Source organism: Leclercia sp. EC_58 (genome assembly GCF_019584355.1).
GTDB lineage: Bacteria > Pseudomonadota > Gammaproteobacteria > Enterobacterales > Enterobacteriaceae > Enterobacter.
The window spans coordinates 2,075,505-2,092,919 of sequence record NZ_VDAM01000001.1 but is presented as its reverse complement, the minus strand read 5'-3'; the positions used below and the strand labels follow the sequence as shown (position 1 = coordinate 2,092,919).

Sequence of the window (17,415 nt, the reverse complement as noted above, 5' to 3'; positions counted from 1 at the left end):
CGCCCGGTATTAACTACCGAACCAGACCGCAGCGGAGATTGCCTGAAGCGTGAGCACGCCGTCCTGGAACGTCGCTTTCCCCTCTTTGCTCTTCCACGTTTTCCCCGCCAGCAGGGGTGAATCTTCCAGCACCACTTCGCAGGCCTCGCCCCGGTTAATCGCCACCAGCACACGCTGCTGATTATAGACGCGAACAAACACCACCACGTTATCGTGGGCGTAGACCACCTGGCAGCCGCCGTAGCGCAGGGCCTGACTCTGTTTGCGCAGTTTAATCAGCCGCTGATAAAGCGTGAACAGCACTGAATCCTGCCTATCAGTCTCCCACGGGAAAGTCTTACGACAGAACGGATCGTTATTGCCGTCCAGCCCTACCTCGTCCCCGTAGTAAATACAAGGCACCCCAGGCCAGGTAAACAGCCAGGTGACCGCCAGCGGCAGGCGGGCGACATCCTTACCGAGCAGCGACTTAAAGCGGGCGGTGTCATGGCTGTCGAGCTGGTTAAACATGCGTAGCTGCTGCTGATGCGACAGGCTGGCGCGGTAGTTATCCATCCATTTCACGCAGGTTTCCGCGTCGATGTGCTGCGGATCGTAAGAGATATCGGTGTTGGCAAGGAAGCCCCACAGCGGGAAGGTGAAGCCGCGGTAGTTCATCGCCGAATCTTCTGCATCGGCCTGCAGCCACTGGCGGGCGTCGCCAAAGTGCTCGCCAAAGACGAAGGCCTCCGGATTGGCCTGCTTCGCCGAACGGGTGATCCCGGTGACATGCTGAAGATTATGGCGCGCCCCACCCTCTTCTCCGAGCATATGCACCACATCCAGCCGCCAGCCATCCATATTCCACGGCGCTTTCAGCCAGTGACGAACAACGCTCTCCTCGCCGCCGTAGATCTCGTTCACCACGCCTGACGACTGATAATCCAGCTTCGGCAGGCTGGCATAGCCCAGCCAGTCGAGGGCGCGGCCCTCGTCGTCAAAGCTGTACCAGTCGCGCTGGGGCGAGTCCGGGTTATGACAGGCGCCGCCGGTTCCGCGGTTGTGGCGATCAAACCAGGCGTGGGAGTCCCCGCTGTGGTTAAACACCCCGTCCAGGATCAGGCGCATTCCCTCCCGTTGGGTATTCTCCCGCAAGCGTAACAGGGCCTCATCGCCGCCAAACCGCTCATCCACGTGGCGGTAATCTTCGGTGTCGTATTTATGCACGCTGGGGGCGACAAACACCGGATTGAGGTAGAGTGCCGTGACGCCGAGTTTTTTCAGATAAGGCAGCTTTTCACTGATGCCGTCGAGATCCCCGCCGTAAAAGGTGGAGCCCCCCGCCTGGGCAGTGACCGGTTCGTCCCACGCGCGGAAAATCGTCTCATGGCCTGCGGCATGGTGATAATACGTTTTGTCCAGCTCAGGGTTGCGCCGCTGGCTGCGGGCAAAGCGGTCCGGGAAGATCTGATAGAAAACCTGCTCGACCACCCACTGCGGCCCGGCATCCGGGTAATCAATGGCGAACTGCTCCAGCCGCGCTGGCGGAAAGCGGCTGAAGCCCTGCGGGGTGAACCACAGCTGGCGGTTATGCCAGAGCATTTTAAAGCTGTAGCGGTGCCGCGGCTGCCCTTTCGTCGTGTCAATGGTCGCCCGCCAGGCAGTGACGCCGGGCTGCGGCTGGCTGCGCTGCTTATGCATCGGCAGCGAGGTCTCTTCATTATCGAATTCAGCGCGAAGCGTCACCCGCTCAGGCAGGTTTTCCCCTGTCAGCCACAGGGTGATGACAAGTTTGTCGTTGTTTTGTTTAACAAATGGGGCAACCGGCAGGTGCCATGCATTCAACATCTTTTATCCCCTTTCCCAGAAATGAGGCCACCTTGCCACAGGGTAGTTGATGTTCCCTCCTCATGGAGAGATTTATTGGGGGAGGAGGAAGGGGGAGGAGAAAAATGCCCGGCGTTTGCCGGGCATTTCGGTTACTGAGCTTCTGCTAACTGGCGTTCGCGACGGCGTTTGAAAACCCATCCCACCAGCAACAGCGCAATCCACGCAAAGCCGACATACAGCGAGATACGGGTTTCCGGGTGGTAACCAATCAGGCCGATAATAAAGACCAGGAAGATCAGGCCAGCAACGGTAGTTGCCACGCCGCCCGGCACTTTAAACTTCAGCGCTTTGACCTCGTCAGGCGACAGACGGCGACGGAAGCCAATCTGCGACATCAGAATCATCATCCAGACCCAGACGGTGGCAAAGGTTGCCAGCGACGCGATCACCAGGAAGACATTCTCCGGCATGATGTAGTTGAGATAGACCGACAGCAGCAGCGCCACGGTCATCACCAGCACCGTCACCCACGGCGTGCCGCGACTGGAGGTTTTGGCGAAGGCCTTCGGCGCACTGCCCTGCTCGGCCATGCCGTGCAGCATACGCCCCACGCCGAATACGTCGGCATTGATGGCGGAGAGCGACGCAGTGAGCACCACGAAATTCAGAATACTGGCGGCGAAGGTGATCCCCAGATGCTGGAAGGTCAGCACAAACGGGCTACCGTTCGTGCCCACCTGGTTCCACGGATAGATGGACATGATCACAAACAGTGTGCCCACGTAGAAGACCAGGATACGCATCGGCACCGAGTTAATGGCGCGCGGAATAGACTTCTCCGGATCTTTCGCTTCCCCGGCGGTGATACCGATAATTTCGATCCCGCCGTAGGCAAACATCACCATCTGCAGCGACATCACCATGCCTATCCAGCCGTTACTGAAGAAGCCGCCGTTACTCCACAGGTTATGGATGCCGGTTGGTTCGCCGCCATTGCCGATACCCCAGATAATGATGCCAATACCGGCGGCAATCATGATGATGATGGTGGCCACTTTAAAGAAGGAGAACCAGAACTCCAGTTCGCCAAACACCTTCACGCTCATCAGGTTGATGGCGCAGATGATCAGCACCACGCTGAGTACCCAGATCCAGTGCGGCACCGCCGGGAACCAGACCCCCATATAAATGCCGAAGGCCGTTACATCGGCAATGGCGACAATCAGGATTTCGAAGCAGTAGGTCCAGCCGGTGATATAGCCCGCCAGTGGGCCTAAGTTGTCTTGCGCATAGCGGGAGAAGGAGCTGGCTGAGGGGTTATGAACGGACATCTCCCCCAGCGCGCGCATGATGATATAAGCGGCAACACCGCCGATAAGATACGCCAGCAAAACGCTGGGACCGGCCATTTTGATGGCATCTGCCGAGCCATAAAAAAGACCAGTACCTATCGCAGAACCCAGCGCCATAAAGCGGATGTGGCGGGCGGTAAGGCCCCGCTTCAGTTTGTTAGAGCTTTCCATTTACGTCTTGCCATTCAACACAAAAAAACAAAAAACCACGGGGCCATAAGCCCCGTGGTTGAACATTAATCCGTTGATTAGTGCGCGTTCGACGTTACCCGACGCCCCGCAGCACGATCCCAGATTACGGCCAGAACCAGTGCAACAACGGTAGGCATCAACCAGGCCAGGCCCTGTTCGGACAGCGGCAGACGCTGTGTCCAGGCAGGGAGCGTATCGCCGATAGCCGATGCTTTGATGCCGTCAAGGATACCAAAAAGCAGGCTAATAAACATGGCCGGGGCAATAATTCGGGAAGAATTATTCCACCAACCGCGGGTGAAGCTCAGCACCACCAACACGATACACGGCGGGTAGATGGCCGTCAGCACCGGAATGGAGACCTGGATCAGGTGGCTCAGACCGAGGTTAGAGACCGCCATGGAGAAGATACCGAGGATGAACACCAGCGTACGGTAAGAGAGCGGCAGATACTGGGCAAAGAACTCGGCGCAGGCGCAGGTCAGACCCACCGCCGTCACCAGACAGGCCAGGAAGATCAGGATCGCCAGCAGGAAACTCCCCGAACCACCGAAGGTATTCTGAACATAGGCATGCAGGATAGCCGCGCCGTTTGCGCTCTGGTCTACCAGGGCCGCGCTGTCAGAACCCAGACGGAACAACGCCAGATAGAGCAATGTCAGGCCTACGCCCGCAATCAGACCCGCCCAGATAGTGTAGCGGGTCAGCAGACGCGCTTCGGTCACGCCGCGGGAACGGGCGGCGTTCACAATGACGATACCAAACACCATCGCACCCAGGGTATCCATGGTCAGGTAGCCGTTAACAAAGCCGTTAGAGAACGCGGCATTTTTGTAGGCGTCCATTGCATCGCTGATCGGGCCAGCAGGCCAGATAACGGCAGCCACGGCCAGCACAATCAGGGCCACGATTTTCAGCGGCGCGAGGAAGTTACCCACGGTATCCAGCAGCTTGCCCGGATAGAGGGAGACCAGAATCACCAGAGCAAAGTAGATCAGGCTGTAGATCAACAGCGGCATAGCGCCGTCGCCGGTCAGCGGAGCGATCCCCACTTCAAAGGAGACAGTCGCGGTGCGCGGGGTGGCAAACAGCGGGCCGACGGCCAGATAGCAGACGGTTGCCAGCAGAATACCTGCGACTTTCCCGATAGGGGTGCTCAGGCTATCCACGCCGCCGCCAACTTTCGCCAGCGCAACGACGGTCAGCACCGGCAGGCCAACCGCGGTAATTAAAAAGCCAATCGCAGCGGTCCAGACGTGTTCACCCGCCTGTAAGCCAACCATGGGAGGAAAGATGATGTTGCCAGCGCCAACGAACAGCGCAAATGTCATAAAGCCCAGCGCGATGATGTCGCGCGATTTCAATTGATGGGTCATAAAACCTTACTGCCTGTGGATGTGGTGTTGAAAACGTTGAATTTTTCGCTATCCGTTGCGGAACAAAACAGCGGAAAAAATGTGCAACCTCAGCGGGAAATGCTTCCCTACCGGCGTGGAGAAGAATAGTTTTTCGATTTACCACGCAAATACAGTCTGTCCGACGATATCAGGGTGGCAATTTAAACGCTTATAACGTTTAAAGGCAATATGGGATCTCAAAACCAGAACAATATGCCAACTCGAAAGTTAGAAGTGGGATAATAAACCATTTATAAGAAAAACTCATGGCTAATCATGCGAACAAAAAAGCAACAGGCGTATAATATTTATTCGCGCTTCGCTGAACTGCAAAGCAAACAGGCCAGCATTGGCTGGCCTGTGGCAATTTCTGATTACAGTGACGCCGTCAGGCGCTGTTACTGGCAATCAAACGTTCCGGGATCACAAAGCTAAAACGCGTACTTTTCCCCGGCGTACTGACGATATCCAGGCGGCTGTCGTGGTGATTAATGGCGTGTTTCACGATCGCCAGCCCCAGACCACTGCCCCCTGTCTGCCGGGAGCGCGCCTTATCCACCCGGTAAAAACGCTCGGTAAGACGCGGAATATGCTCCGGGCCGATACCGGGACCATCGTCTTCCACGCTGAACTCCGCTCCCGTTGGCGCATGCTGCCAGCGCACGGTGATGTGGGTGCCAGGCGGGGTATGATTCACCGCGTTATAGACCAGGTTAGAGATGGCGCTGCGCAGCTCGTCGGTACTGCCGCGTACTTTGAGGCTGTTATCCACCTCGAAGGTGAGCTGGTGCTGCTGCTGGCTTAAGGTCTGCGCTTCGCGCTCCAGCATTCGCAGCATCATCGGCACGTCGATGGTTTCATTCAGCGCCAGGGTTGGCGCCGCCTCAATGCGCGAGAGGGTCAGCAGCTGTTTCACCAGCCCTTCCATGCGCTGCGTCTGCTCACGCATGGTGTGCAGCGCTTTTTCCCGCGGCGCGCCTTCCAGCGTCTGCTCCTGCATCATCTCCAGATAGCCCTGCAATACCGTCAGCGGGGTGCGCAGCTCGTGGCTGACGTTGGCGAAGAAATTGCGCCGCGCCCCTTCAAGCTGGTGCATTTGGGTCACATCCCGCGCCACCATCAGCCACTGCTGGTCGCTGTAGGGCATCACGCGGATCTCCAGATGGCGACCGTTGTTCATGACCAGATTGTGCGGGCGGGTAAAATCGCGTTTCTTCAGATACTGCGCAAACTCCGGATAACGCAGGAGGTTGAGGATGTTCTGCCCGTTATCATCCGGCCAGCGCAGGCCCAGCAACTGCTGCGCCAGTCCGTTACACCAGAACATCGCTCCCTCTTCGGTGGTCAACACCACCGCATCCGGCAGCGATTCGGCGCCGCTGCGAAAGCGTTTGATCAGGCTGCCCAGCTCGCGTCGGCGTTTTTTATTACGCATCTGCATCTGGTGCAGGCCATACAGGAGGGGTTCCCAGCTGCCGCTTCCTGGCGGTGGGGTCATACTTCTGTCAACCCATAGCCACCATGAGAGGCGGAGCAGATTCCAGAAGTGCCAGATGAGCAGTCCGGTGACTGCCGCCAGTAAAAACCAGGGTAAATAACCGATTACGGCCCCGAGGATCAGGGCCGGAATACAGCAGAGTATCAGTTCAAAACAGAGCCTTTTCCATGACAGCCGTTCCAGCACGCGTCACACTCCTGTCATTGTTCAGAAACGGGTTGAGAAACGATAACCCGTGCCGCGGACGGTCTGCACCATGCGATCGTGACCGCTGGTTTCCAGGGCCTTGCGCAAACGGCGGATATGAACATCAACCGTGCGATCTTCAACATAGACGTTAGTGCCCCAGACATTGTTGAGCAACTGCTCGCGGCTGTAGACGCGTTCCGGGTGGGTCATGAAAAAGTGCAACAGTTTGAATTCCGTTGGTCCCATATCGAGGGGATTTTCACCGGTCATTACGCGGTGCGAGGTAGGGTCCAGACTCAGCCCCTGCATCTCAATCACCTCTTCCACCGCCATCGGTGAAATACGGCGCATGACGGCTTTAATGCGCGCCACCAGCTCTTTCGGGGAAAACGGTTTGGTAATGTAGTCATCCGCGCCGGTCTCCAGACCGCGAACGCGATCTTCCTCTTCGCCGCGGGCCGTTAACATCATCACCGGAATATCGCGGGTTAACGCTTCACGTTTAATATGTTTGATGAATTGCAGACCAGAGCCGCCGGGCAGCATCCAGTCGAGCAGGATCAGATCGGGCCAGGGTTCGTTGAGCTGGTTCACCGCGCTGTCGTAATCTTCGGCCTCTATCGGTTGAAAGCCATTTTGTTCGAGCACGAAACAGACCATTTCGCGAATGGGTGCTTCATCTTCTACGACCAGAATACGTCTCGCCATACTTAGCCCTGTCTTATTAAGGTTACATGTTTGTAATACGGCGTCATTATGCGTCAGATTTATGACAGATTTATGAAAAACGCGCCCGCTCATAAAGGCAAGCCGTTGTTTTATGGCAGCCCCGATTGTAGCGGTTATCTTCCTCCCCCTGAAAGTTTATAATCCCGCTAACCATTTTTTGCCACGGATCTGTTATGCGCATACTTCACACCTCGGACTGGCATCTGGGACAAAATTTTTACAGCAAAAGCCGCGCCGCCGAACATGAAGCGTTTCTCAACTGGCTGCTTGAGATGGCGCAATCGCATGACGTGGATGCCATCCTCGTGGCCGGGGATATTTTTGATACCGGCTCGCCGCCCAGCTACGCGCGCGAGCTCTATAACCGTTTCGTGGTCAATCTGCAAAAAACCGGCTGCCATCTGGTGATTGTGGCCGGCAACCATGATTCCGTCGCCACGCTGAACGAATCCCGTGAGATTCTGGCGTTTCTCAACACCACCGTGGTCGCCAGCGCCGGACATGGGCCGCAAATTCTGACCCGACGCGACGGCACCCCCGGCGCGGTACTCTGCCCGATCCCGTTTTTACGCCCCCGGGACGTGGTGCGAAGCCAGGCGGGTCTCTCCGGGCTGGAGAAACAGCAGCAGCTGTTGCAGGCCATTACCCACTATTATGCCGAGCAATATACCCAGGCCTGCGCGCTTCGCGGCGACAGCGTACTGCCGATTATCGCCACGGGGCATCTCACCACCGTCGGCGCCAGTAAAAGTGACGCGGTACGTGACATCTATATCGGTACGCTGGATGCGTTTCCCGCGCAACATTTCCCGGCCGCTGACTATATTGCGCTGGGCCATATCCACCGGGCGCAGATGATTGGCGGTTGCGAACATATCCGCTACTGCGGCTCCCCTATTCCCCTCAGTTTTGATGAAACCGGCAAAAGTAAATGCGTCCATCTGGTGAGTTTCGACCAGGGCAAGCTCAGCAGTGTCGAATCGCTTGAGGTGCCCATTACCCAACCGCTGGCGGTGCTGAAGGGCGATCTGGCGGCCATTACCGCTCAGCTTGAGCAGTGGCGCGGCGTGGAGCAGACGCCTCCCGTCTGGCTGGATATCGAACTCACCACCGAGGAGTACCTGCACGATATGCAGCGTAAGATCCAGCAGCTGACGGACGATCTGCCGGTAGAGGTCCTGCTGGTGCGGCGCAGTCGCGAGCAGCGCGAGAGAAGCCTTGCCAGCAACCTGCGTGAAACCCTCAGCGAGCTGCGGGTTGAGGAGGTTTTTGAGCGCCGACTCGCCCAGGAAACCCTGGATGATACCCAGCGGGCCCGGCTAAACGAGCTGTTCAGCCACACGATCCACGCCCTCAGCAATGAGGAGGATGAGGCATGAAAATTCTCAGCCTGCGCCTGAAAAACCTTAACTCGCTCAAGGGCGAATGGAAAATCGACTTTACCGCCGAGCCCTTCCTCAGCAATGGCCTGTTTGCCATCACCGGCCCAACCGGCGCGGGTAAAACCACCCTGCTGGATGCCATCTGCCTGGCGCTGTACCACGAGACGCCGCGTCTGAATACGGTCTCGCAATCGCAAAACGATCTGATGACCCGCGACACCGCTGAGTGCCTTGCCGAGGTGGAATTTGAAGTCAAAGGGGTAGCTTACCGTGCATTCTGGAGCCAGAACCGGGCGCGCAACCAGCCGGACGGCAACCTGCAGGTGCCCCGCGTGGAGCTCGCCCAGTGCAAGGACGGTAAGATCCTCGCAGATAAAGTGAAGGACAAGCTGGAGCTGGTTGCCTCTCTGACCGGGCTGGACTATGACCGCTTTACCCGCTCGATGCTCTTATCCCAGGGGCAATTCGCCGCCTTTCTGAACGCCAAACCGAAAGAGCGCGCCGAACTGCTGGAGGAACTGACCGGCACGGAAATCTACGGCCAGATCTCCGCCATGGTGTTTGAAAAACATAAGGCGGCACGCAGCGAGCTGGAGAAGCGCCAGGCCCAGGCTGCTGGCGTGGTGTTGCTCAGCGAAGAGCAGCTACAGCAGCTTCAGCAAGGTTTGCAGGTACTTACTGACGAAGAAGCGCAACTGCTGGCACAGCAGCAGGAACTCCAGAAAGATTATCAATGGCTTACCCGCCACGATGAGCTGGTGCAGGAGCAACAGCGGTCGAAGGCCGCGCAGCAGCAGGCGCAGCAGGCCCTGACGGACGCCACGCCCGAGCTGGAAAAACTGCATCTGGCCCAGCCTGCGGCCCTGCTGCGCCCGCACTGGGAGCGGCAGCAGGAGCAGCTTGCCCAGCTTTCGCAGACGGAACAGCAGATGCTGGATGTGAATACTCGCTTACAGTCCAGGACGGCGCTGCGTTCAGGTATTCGTAACGGGGCGCTACGCACGCACGACAGGCTGCAAACCGAGCTAACTACACTCACCCAGTGGCTTACCGACCACGACCGCTTCCGCCAGTGGGGCCAGGAGATTGCAGGCTGGCGCGCCCACTTCACCCAGCTTAATCGCGATAAAACCCAGATCGCGACGCTGACCGGCCGTATCACGGCGTTACGCCAGAAGCTGGCGGGATTACCGGAGAGCGCTCTGACGCTTACCGCAGAGCAGACCGCCACCGAGATGGCACAGCAGTCGCAGTCCCGCGCGGCACGTCAGCGCCTGACCACCCTGCATGCCCGCTATCAACCCCTGCAACAGCGATTGCGGCAGAATAGCGAAAGCGTGCAAAAGGCCCAGGCCGAGCTGGCAAAACTGAACGAAACCCTGACATTGCGCCGCCAGCAGTACAAAGAGAAAAACCAGCACTATCTCGATCTCAAAACCTTATGTGAGCAGGAAGAGAAGATTAAGAAGCTGGAGAGCTACCGGGCGGAACTGGAGGCCGGAAAGCCCTGCCTGCTCTGCGGCTCTACCGAACATCCGGCCATTGCCCAGTATCAGGCCCTGGCTCTCACCGGAAACCAGCGCCGCCGGGATGCGATGGAAAAGGAGGTCGCCGCACTCAAAGAGGAAGGCCTGCTGGTTCTGGGGCAAGTAAATGCGCTAAACAGCCAGCTTCAGCGCGAAACAAGCGAAGCGCAGACGCTCTCTCAGGATGAGCAAGCGCTCACTAAAGAGTGGAATGCGGTGTGTGCAACCCTCTCTGTGCAGTTGAACATTCAGGACGATATCGCCTCGTGGCTGGCTAAACAGGAGCAGTACGAACAGCAGCTTTACCAGCTGAGCCAGCGCCTGACCCTGCAAAGCCAGCTGAGCGAAGAGGAAGCCCAGCTCCAGCTTTATCAGCAGCAGCTTCTGGCGACGCGCACGGCTATGGCGCAAACGCTTCACGCCCTGTCGCTGGCGGCGCCGGAGGACGGTAACGAGTCGGCCTGGCTTGCGGAACGGGAAAAAGAGTCGCAGGCCTGGCAAGAGCGGCAGTCTCAGCACAGCGCCCTGCGGGAGCGCATTACCGCCCTGGCACCGCTGCTGGATATCCTTCCGGCAACGGATTCCACCCAGGCGGAAAGTGCGATCCCGGATAACTGGCGCGACATCCATACTGAGTGCGTCTCTCTGCAAAGCCAGCTCACCACGCTACAGCAGCAGTACACGCTGGAAAGCGAACGCTTACAACAATCGCAGGCGCAGTTTGCCGCCGCGCTGGCTGCCAGCATCTTTAGCGATCGGGAGGCGTTTCTGGCGGCCCTGCTGGATGGCGATACGGTTCGGCGTCTGGAGCAGTTGAAACAGACGCTGGAGAGTCAGATCCAGCAGACCACGGCCCTGCTTCAGCAGGCCGGACAACGACTGAACGAACATCTGGAACAACGTCCGGCAGGCCTGACGACGGACGCGCCGGCTCTGCAGGAACAGCTTCAGCAGCTCGGCCTGAAACTGCGGGAAAATACCACCCGCCAGGGAGAGATCCGCCAGCAGCTCAAGCAGGACAGCGACAATCGCCAGCACCAGCAGGCACTGATGCAGCAAATTGAGGAGGCGGCCCGTCTGGCGGATGACTGGGGGTATCTTAACGCGCTGATCGGTTCCAAAGAGGGGGATCGCTTCCGTAAGTTTGCCCAGGGCTTAACCCTCGACAACCTGGTATGGCTCGCCAACCAGCAGCTGATGCGTCTGCATGGCCGCTATCTGCTACAACGCAAGGCCAGCGACGCGCTGGAGCTGGAGGTGATGGATACCTGGCAGGCGGATGCCGTGCGCGATACCCGCACCCTCTCCGGCGGCGAAAGTTTCCTGGTAAGCCTGGCGCTGGCACTGGCGCTTTCCGACCTGGTGAGCCACAAAACGCAAATTGACTCGCTGTTCCTCGACGAGGGCTTCGGCACCCTGGACAGCGAAACGCTGGATACCGCCCTGGACGCGCTGGATGCGCTGAATGCCAGCGGCAAAACCATTGGCGTGATCAGCCACGTCGAGGCGATGAAGGAGCGCATCCCGGTGCAGATCAAAGTGAAGAAGATTAATGGGCTGGGGTACAGTAGGCTGGATAAAGAGTTTGCTGTTTTGTAAGCCGGGAGCGCTACGCGTCACCCGGCTTTTGCCCTGTCAGTTTGGCCACAGCCAGGCCGCGCCGCGTACGCCGCTGGAGTCGCCGTGCACCGCTTTACGGATCGGGGTTTCGCATTCGCCGCCAAACACCCACTGCTTCACCAGCTGGGGAACGGTGCTATAGAGACGGTCAACGTTGCTCATGCCGCCGCCCAGGACGATCACATCCGGGTCGAGAATGTTCACCACGTGCGCCAGCGACTTCGCCAGCCGCATTTCATAGCGGCTGAGCGCCAGCTCCGCGACGGCGTCCTGCTCTTCCACCAGCCGCATGATCTCGTTGCCTTTTAGCGGATGCCCACTCAGACGACGGTAATCGGTGGCGAAGCCGGTGCCGGAGATAAAGGTCTCGATACAGCCCTGTTTGCCGCAGTAGCACGGCACTTCAGCGCGGTACTTCAGTTCGTCTTCATCCATCCACGGCAGTGGATTGTGCCCCCACTCGCCAGCCGTGCCGTTGCCGCCAATATGGGCGCGGCCGCCAAAGGCCACGCCTGCGCCGCAGCCGGTACCGATGATCACCGCAAATACGGTCTGTGCTCCCGCCGCGGCGCCGTCGATAGCCTCTGACACCGCCAGGCAGTTGGCGTCGTTCGCCAACCGGACTTCACGGTTCAGGCGCTGGCTTAAATCGCGGTCAAAAGGCTGGCCGTTGAGCCAGGTGGAGTTCGCATTTTTTACCACGCCGGTATAGGGCGAAATCGAACCCGGAATGCCCATGCCCACCGTGCCGGTCTGGCCGGTGGCCTTTTCGGCCATCTCCACCAGAGTAGCGATGGTTTCAATGGTCTGCCGGTAGTCGTCACGCGGGGTAGGCAGGCGATGGCGGAACAGCTGCTCCCCCTGCTCGCCAAGGGCAATGACTTCTGTTTTCGTGCCGCCGAGATCAATACCAATTCGCACAGAACGTTCCTCATTATTTTGATTATCAACAGAGTAGAAGCCTGCTACCCGATTAGCAATGCAAGCGATGCGACAATTCGCTATCATGCCCGCTGAATTAAACGACAAGACCGTGGAAATTATCATGCTGTGGTTCAAAAATTTGATGGTTTACCGTCTCAGCCGCGATATCGAACTGCGTGCAGACGAGATGGAAAAACAGTTAGACCTTTACGCATTTACTCCGTGTGGCAGCCAAGATATGGCCAAAACCGGATGGGTTCCGCCTATGGGATCACAGAGCGATGCGCTGACCCACACCACCAATGGTCAAATCATCATCTGCGCGCGTAAGGAAGAGAAGATCCTTCCGACGCCAGTGGTGAAGCAGGCGCTGGAAGCCAAAATTTTTAAGCTGGAAGCCGAACAGGGCCGTAAGCTGAAAAAAACCGAGAAAGATTCGCTGAAAGACGAAGTGCTGCACTCCCTGCTGCCGCGTGCCTTTAGCCGCTTCAGCCAGACAATGATGTGGATCGACACCGTTAACGGCCTGATTATGGTCGACTGCGCCAGCGCCAAAAAAGCAGAAGATACTCTGGCGTTGCTGCGTAAAAGCCTCGGTTCGCTGCCGGTGGTGCCGCTGACGATGGAAAACCCGATCGAGCTGACCCTCACCGAGTGGGTACGCGGCAACAACGTCCCGCAGGGCTTCCAGCTTCTCGACGAAGCCGAGCTGAAAGCGATCCTGGAAGATGGGGGCGTGATCCGCGCCAAGAAGCAGGAGCTGGTCAGCGATGAGATCGCCGTACATATCGAAGCCGGCAAGCTGGTGACCAAACTGGCCCTCGACTGGCAGCAGCGCATTCAGTTCATGATGTGTGACGATGGCTCGATCAAGCGCCTGAAGTTTTCCGACGAACTGCGCGATCAGAACGACGATATCGACCGGGACGACTATGCCCAGCGTTTTGATGCTGACTTCATTCTGATGACGGGTGAGCTGGCGGCGTTGATTAAGAGCGTAGTGGAAGGATTGGGCGGCGAAGCACAGCGTTAATGCTTCATACCAGAGATCGGAGCCGGGTTAACCCGGCTCTTTTTTTACAGATAACGACACAGATAAGAGGCAGGTTCCGCAACCTGCAGATGGAATTCGCTGTGGCCTGGCACGTTGAAAACATCGCCCGGGTTATAGACTTTCCACTCCGTCTCCCCCGGCAGTAACACTTTGAGCGAGCCGCTTACCACGGTCATCTCTTCTGGCTGCGCGGTACCGAAAGCGTACTCCCCCTCTTCCATTACGCCAACACTGGCGCGGCCAGTAATGCTGCTGGTAAAACCGATGGACTTCACTTTACCGGAAAAGTATTCATTAGTCTGAAGCATGGACTGGTCCTTATTGTCGTTGGTTGTCAATCCAATATAGGGGTGACACTCCGTACCTGTCACGCAAAATCATCAGACCAGCAATTCCGAGGCCAGCCGGGCCACCAGCACGTTTGATAACAGCACCGGCACGTCCAGGTGTTTTTGCAGTGAATCACGGTGATGTTGATGAAAACCAAGACAATCAAGCATCAGGACATCTGCGCCGCGGGCCAGCAGATCGCGCCCGGCGTCGATCAGTTTCTCTTCGCTGTCCCAGAAAGGATTGGCGACAGCGAGCAGCGGTGCCTTAACCAGGCACTGCCATTTGCGGGACTGGTTCTCCATCAGCTCAGGGATCGGCACGATCACCCCCACCTGATGGCCATCGACAATCGATCCGACCAGCGGCGGGATGATCCGCGTCGGCTCAAGCAAAATCGCATTACGGGCGACGAGGCCAGTGATGGGCGCGGTGCTCATCAGCAGGATCACCTCATAGCCCTGGTTATCGAGCACTTCGATCACGCCTTGCAGGGCGCACGCGATCTTCGGCAGCGAGACGTTTCCCAGCTCGCCGTCGCTGAGCAGGGTAGGCAACTGCGCCTCGCCCGGTTCAGGGGCGTAGTCTTCCATGACCTCTTCCCGGCTCAGCGTACCGAGCAAACTGTGATGCGTAATTTGTTGCGCAGAAATATGCTCCGTTAAGAGCGGTAGTACTTCGCTTACCGGGACTACCCCAATCGTGAGGATCGCCAATGTCGCCTTCATCGTTCTCGCCTTTCTATACACTCACTACCGTGACACAGATACAGGCACACTTCGCTGTTCAGAAAAAAGTGCTGAAAAGCGTAGCAGCAGATTCAACGGCTGGAATGTAAAGATTCACGTGCCTGACAGAATGTGTCTGTTAATCCTGAACATTACCCTCCGTTTAATGTTTACGCTTTTTAAATAGTGTGATTACGGTACGGTTTTGAGCGTATTCGGATTTAATTCAGGCTTTGTCGGGATCTTCGTAACGCACTTTCGCGTCCTTCGCTTCCTGCTCCGTTTCATGCTCACTGATCAGTGAATCCGGTTTAGGGTGGTCAGCACGCAGCTGATACCAGGTGACAGTCTTGCCCGTTGCGCCTTTCTCAACGGCAACAATACGGGCTTCACGCGGATTAGGGAGGTCTGGTTGGCATAGTTCATCCTTTATTTTATTAGGTTGGCTGAACTATCAGTATAGACATCAGTTAGCTGGCGCATGCCAGATGAAGCGCAGCGACGATATTTTGCACCACTTGCGCGGGAGGAAGGGAGGCATCCACCACGTGGTGAGCGGCTTCGCGATAGAGCGCGTCACGCTCCGCCAGCACTGCGCTCACCTCTTCGCTGATTGGTTTGCCGGTAAGGGTTGGGCGCTGTCCCTCTTCCGGAGAGGCTTCGAGACGCCCGACCAGCACCGGAACCGGGGCACAAAGATAGATCACCCGGCCCTTTTCACGCATAAACTGACGGTTGTAAGCGGACAAAATAATGCCGCCGCCGGTGGCGATAATGCCGGAGCCTGCTGTCACCGCCTCGAGGGTCGCTGTTTCACGGGCGCGAAAACTCTCCCACCCTTCCTGCTCAACAATCTCGGCGATGCTTTGCCCGGCATGGGTCTGTAGCCAGTGATCGGTATCGACAAATTCACTCTGACACAGACGAGCCAGTTCAAGACCGACTGTGGTTTTGCCACAGCCGCGGGGGCCAATTAAAAAAATAGGCTGGGTCATGACCAGGTGTTCCCTTTGATGCCGCGCGCATGCGGTGCGTGAAGTCGAAAAGAGTGCAATGATACCATTAAGCTAGTACACGCGTTACTGTAAAAAAATTATTACACAAGGCGTGACTTTTAACTGACATTTCCGGCAACCCCAGAGATAAAAGGGGAAACTCTGTAAAGAAATCATTGCACTAAACGGTGCGCTCACCTTACCTGAACCCACCTGCCGTTGACAACCCCGGAATGCGGTAATAATGGCCAAAACCACTAACGCAGTGATGATTACCCCTGGCGGCGCTTCACTTCCAACAGCCATTTGTCCAGCTCAGCGGCGAACTGCTGCCTGTCGCGCTGGGAGAGGCTGTCCGGTCCGCCGGTCTGCACGCCGCTGGCGCGCATCGTGTCCATAAAATCACGCATCGTCAGCTTTTCACGGATAGTGGCTGGCGAATAACGCTCGCCGCGCGGATTGAGCGCTGCGGCCCCTTTCTCCAGCACCTCCGCCGCCAGCGGAATATCGGCGGTGATCACCAGATCGTCCGCGCTGCACAGGCGTACGATCTCATTATCGGCCACATCAAAGCCGGCCGGTACGCGCAAGGAACGGATAAAACGGGACGGCGGCACGCGCAGGTTCTGATTCGCCACCAGCGTCAGCGGCATCTGTACGCGCTCGGCAGCACGAAACAGGATCTCTTTAATCACATTCGGACACGCATCGGCATCCACCCAAATCGCCATCTTCTCTCTCCGGCATAGAACAGGCGGCTATTGTCGCCTGCTTTTCGCCCCAGGCAAAGTCACAGATGGTGCCGACGCTTTAATGCTGCGTAAAAAACCGCGATAGGCTAAAGTTCCACAATCATAACAAAGCCTAAGAGAGGGACGTGATGGAGAAGAAAATCGGTTTTATCGGCTGCGGTAATATGGGCAAAGCCATTCTCGGCGGTCTGATTGCCAGCGGTCAGGTGCAGCCTGGCCAGATTTGGGTCTATACCCCATCACCGGATAAGGTAGCCGCCCTGCACGACCAGTACGGGATAAACGCCGCGCAAAGCGCCCAGGAAGTGGCCCAGGTAGCCGATATCGTCTTCGGCGCAGTGAAGCCGAACATGATGGTGAAAGTCCTGAGCGACATCACCTCCAGCCTCAATAAAGAGACGCTGGTGGTCTCTATCGCGGCAGGCATCACCCTCGATCAGCTGGCGCGCGCACTGGGCCATGATCGTAAAATCGTCCGCGCCATGCCTAACACGCCGTCGCTGGTAAAAGCGGGCATGACCTCCATCACCCCTAACGCGCTGGTGACCGCCGAAGAGGTTGCCGATGTCGTCAATATTTTCCGCTGTTTCGGCGAAGCGGAAGTGATTGCCGAGGCGATGATCCATCCGGTGGTAGGCGTCAGCGGTTCAGCACCCGCCTACGTGTTTATGTTTATCGAAGCGATGGCAGATGCCGCTGTGTTGGGCGGGATGCCGCGCGCGCAGGCCTATAAATTTGCAGCGCAGGCGGTAATGGGCTCTGCCAAAATGGTGCTGGAAACCGGCAAACATCCGGGCGAGCTGAAAGATATGGTCTGCTCTCCAGGCGGCACAACCATTGAAGCGGTGCGGGTGCTGGAGGAGCGTGGTTTCCGGGCAGCGGTCATTGAAGCCATGAACAAGTGCATGGAAAAGTCAGAGCTGCTGAGCAAATCCTGA

14 protein-coding genes and 1 pseudogene are annotated in these 17,415 nt (G+C 57.5%); 4 read left to right on the top strand and 11 right to left on the bottom strand.

The window, feature by feature from the left end; all coding sequences use genetic code 11:
- Nucleotides 1–9 precede the first annotated feature (9 nt).
- The 5 genes from malZ to phoB all read right to left on the bottom strand — a co-directional run bounded on the left by malZ (nucleotide 10) and on the right by phoB (nucleotide 7,145).
- Nucleotides 10–1,827, bottom strand: coding sequence for a maltodextrin glucosidase (gene malZ, locus FHC51_RS10165; RefSeq protein ID WP_220435444.1), 1,818 nt, complete (start codon nucleotides 1,825–1,827; stop codon nucleotides 10–12).
- A gap of 131 nt (nucleotides 1,828–1,958) precedes the next feature.
- Entirely contained in the window at nucleotides 1,959–3,332 is a 1,374-nt protein-coding gene (proY, locus tag FHC51_RS10160) for a proline-specific permease ProY (protein WP_220435443.1), read from the bottom strand.
- 77 nt (nucleotides 3,333–3,409) lie between these two features.
- Nucleotides 3,410–4,729, bottom strand: coding sequence for a branched-chain amino acid transporter carrier protein BrnQ (brnQ, locus tag FHC51_RS10155; RefSeq protein ID WP_103178447.1), 1,320 nt, complete (start codon nucleotides 4,727–4,729; stop codon nucleotides 3,410–3,412).
- 409 nt (nucleotides 4,730–5,138) lie between these two features.
- Nucleotides 5,139–6,434, bottom strand: coding sequence for a phosphate regulon sensor histidine kinase PhoR (gene phoR, locus FHC51_RS10150; RefSeq protein WP_103178446.1), 1,296 nt, complete (start codon nucleotides 6,432–6,434; stop codon nucleotides 5,139–5,141).
- 21 nt (nucleotides 6,435–6,455) lie between these two features.
- Nucleotides 6,456–7,145, bottom strand: coding sequence for a phosphate response regulator transcription factor PhoB (gene phoB / locus FHC51_RS10145; protein ID WP_039031479.1), 690 nt, complete (start codon nucleotides 7,143–7,145; stop codon nucleotides 6,456–6,458).
- A 194-nt stretch (nucleotides 7,146–7,339) separates the two neighbouring features.
- On the opposite strand from phoB, the gene sbcD reads away from it, so the two are divergent.
- Entirely contained in the window at nucleotides 7,340–8,545 is a 1,206-nt protein-coding gene (sbcD, locus tag FHC51_RS10140; RefSeq protein WP_156653984.1) for an exonuclease subunit SbcD, read from the top strand.
- Nucleotides 8,542–11,673 carry an exonuclease subunit SbcC gene (gene sbcC / locus FHC51_RS10135; protein ID WP_220435442.1) on the top strand — a complete coding sequence of 1,044 codons (3,132 nt, stop codon included), beginning with the start codon at nucleotides 8,542–8,544 and terminating at the stop codon, nucleotides 11,671–11,673. Before sbcD ends, sbcC begins: the two co-directional genes overlap by 4 nt.
- Before the next feature lie 36 nt (nucleotides 11,674–11,709).
- Here the strand turns inward: sbcC and mak are convergent, their stop codons facing one another.
- Complete coding sequence (mak, locus tag FHC51_RS10130; protein WP_168192002.1) at nucleotides 11,710–12,615, bottom strand: fructokinase; 906 nt, start codon at nucleotides 12,613–12,615, stop codon at nucleotides 11,710–11,712.
- 124 nt (nucleotides 12,616–12,739) lie between these two features.
- Between mak and rdgC the strand changes: the two genes are divergently transcribed.
- Complete coding sequence (gene rdgC, locus FHC51_RS10125; RefSeq protein ID WP_039031486.1) at nucleotides 12,740–13,651, top strand: recombination-associated protein RdgC; 912 nt, start codon at nucleotides 12,740–12,742, stop codon at nucleotides 13,649–13,651.
- Between the two features lie 44 nt (nucleotides 13,652–13,695).
- Here the strand turns inward: rdgC and ppnP are convergent, their stop codons facing one another.
- The 5 genes and pseudogenes from ppnP to FHC51_RS10100 all read right to left on the bottom strand — a co-directional run bounded on the left by ppnP (nucleotide 13,696) and on the right by FHC51_RS10100 (nucleotide 16,456).
- Nucleotides 13,696–13,980, bottom strand: coding sequence for a pyrimidine/purine nucleoside phosphorylase (gene ppnP / locus FHC51_RS10120; RefSeq protein ID WP_103178442.1), 285 nt, complete (start codon nucleotides 13,978–13,980; stop codon nucleotides 13,696–13,698).
- 72 nt (nucleotides 13,981–14,052) lie between these two features.
- A complete protein-coding gene (locus FHC51_RS10115) occupies nucleotides 14,053–14,730 on the bottom strand; it encodes an AroM family protein (protein WP_220435441.1) in 678 nt (225 codons plus the stop codon).
- 226 nt (nucleotides 14,731–14,956) lie between these two features.
- Nucleotides 14,957–15,149: pseudogene (gene yaiA, locus FHC51_RS10110) on the bottom strand (protein YaiA).
- 51 nt (nucleotides 15,150–15,200) lie between these two features.
- Nucleotides 15,201–15,725, bottom strand: coding sequence for a shikimate kinase AroL (aroL, locus tag FHC51_RS10105; protein WP_103178439.1), 525 nt, complete (start codon nucleotides 15,723–15,725; stop codon nucleotides 15,201–15,203).
- 272 nt (nucleotides 15,726–15,997) lie between these two features.
- On the bottom strand, nucleotides 15,998–16,456 hold the full coding sequence (locus FHC51_RS10100) for a YaiI/YqxD family protein (RefSeq protein WP_103178438.1): 459 nt from the start codon (nucleotides 16,454–16,456) through the stop codon (nucleotides 15,998–16,000).
- 149 nt (nucleotides 16,457–16,605) lie between these two features.
- On the opposite strand from FHC51_RS10100, the gene proC reads away from it, so the two are divergent.
- Nucleotides 16,606–17,415, top strand: coding sequence for a pyrroline-5-carboxylate reductase (gene proC, locus FHC51_RS10095; protein WP_114387805.1), 810 nt, complete (start codon nucleotides 16,606–16,608; stop codon nucleotides 17,413–17,415).

Bases quoted from the DNA above. Each gene is read 5' to 3' on its own strand.
- proC (WP_114387805.1), top strand. From the start codon at position 16,606: ATGGAGAAGAAAATCGGTTTTATCGGCTGCGGTAATATGGGCAAAGCC.
- aroL (WP_103178439.1), bottom strand. From the start codon at position 15,725: ATGACCCAGCCTATTTTTTTAATTGGCCCCCGCGGCTGTGGCAAAACC.
- ppnP (WP_103178442.1), bottom strand. From the start codon at position 13,980: ATGCTTCAGACTAATGAATACTTTTCCGGTAAAGTGAAGTCCATCGGT.
- rdgC (WP_039031486.1), top strand. From the start codon at position 12,740: ATGCTGTGGTTCAAAAATTTGATGGTTTACCGTCTCAGCCGCGATATC.
- brnQ (WP_103178447.1), bottom strand. From the start codon at position 4,729: ATGACCCATCAATTGAAATCGCGCGACATCATCGCGCTGGGCTTTATG.
- sbcD (WP_156653984.1), top strand. From the start codon at position 7,340: ATGCGCATACTTCACACCTCGGACTGGCATCTGGGACAAAATTTTTAC.
- FHC51_RS10100 (WP_103178438.1), bottom strand. From the start codon at position 16,456: ATGGCGATTTGGGTGGATGCCGATGCGTGTCCGAATGTGATTAAAGAG.
- proY (WP_220435443.1), bottom strand. From the start codon at position 3,332: ATGGAAAGCTCTAACAAACTGAAGCGGGGCCTTACCGCCCGCCACATC.
- sbcC (WP_220435442.1), top strand. From the start codon at position 8,542: ATGAAAATTCTCAGCCTGCGCCTGAAAAACCTTAACTCGCTCAAGGGC.
- phoB (WP_039031479.1), bottom strand. From the start codon at position 7,145: ATGGCGAGACGTATTCTGGTCGTAGAAGATGAAGCACCCATTCGCGAA.
- malZ (WP_220435444.1), bottom strand. From the start codon at position 1,827: ATGTTGAATGCATGGCACCTGCCGGTTGCCCCATTTGTTAAACAAAAC.
- FHC51_RS10115 (WP_220435441.1), bottom strand. From the start codon at position 14,730: ATGAAGGCGACATTGGCGATCCTCACGATTGGGGTAGTCCCGGTAAGC.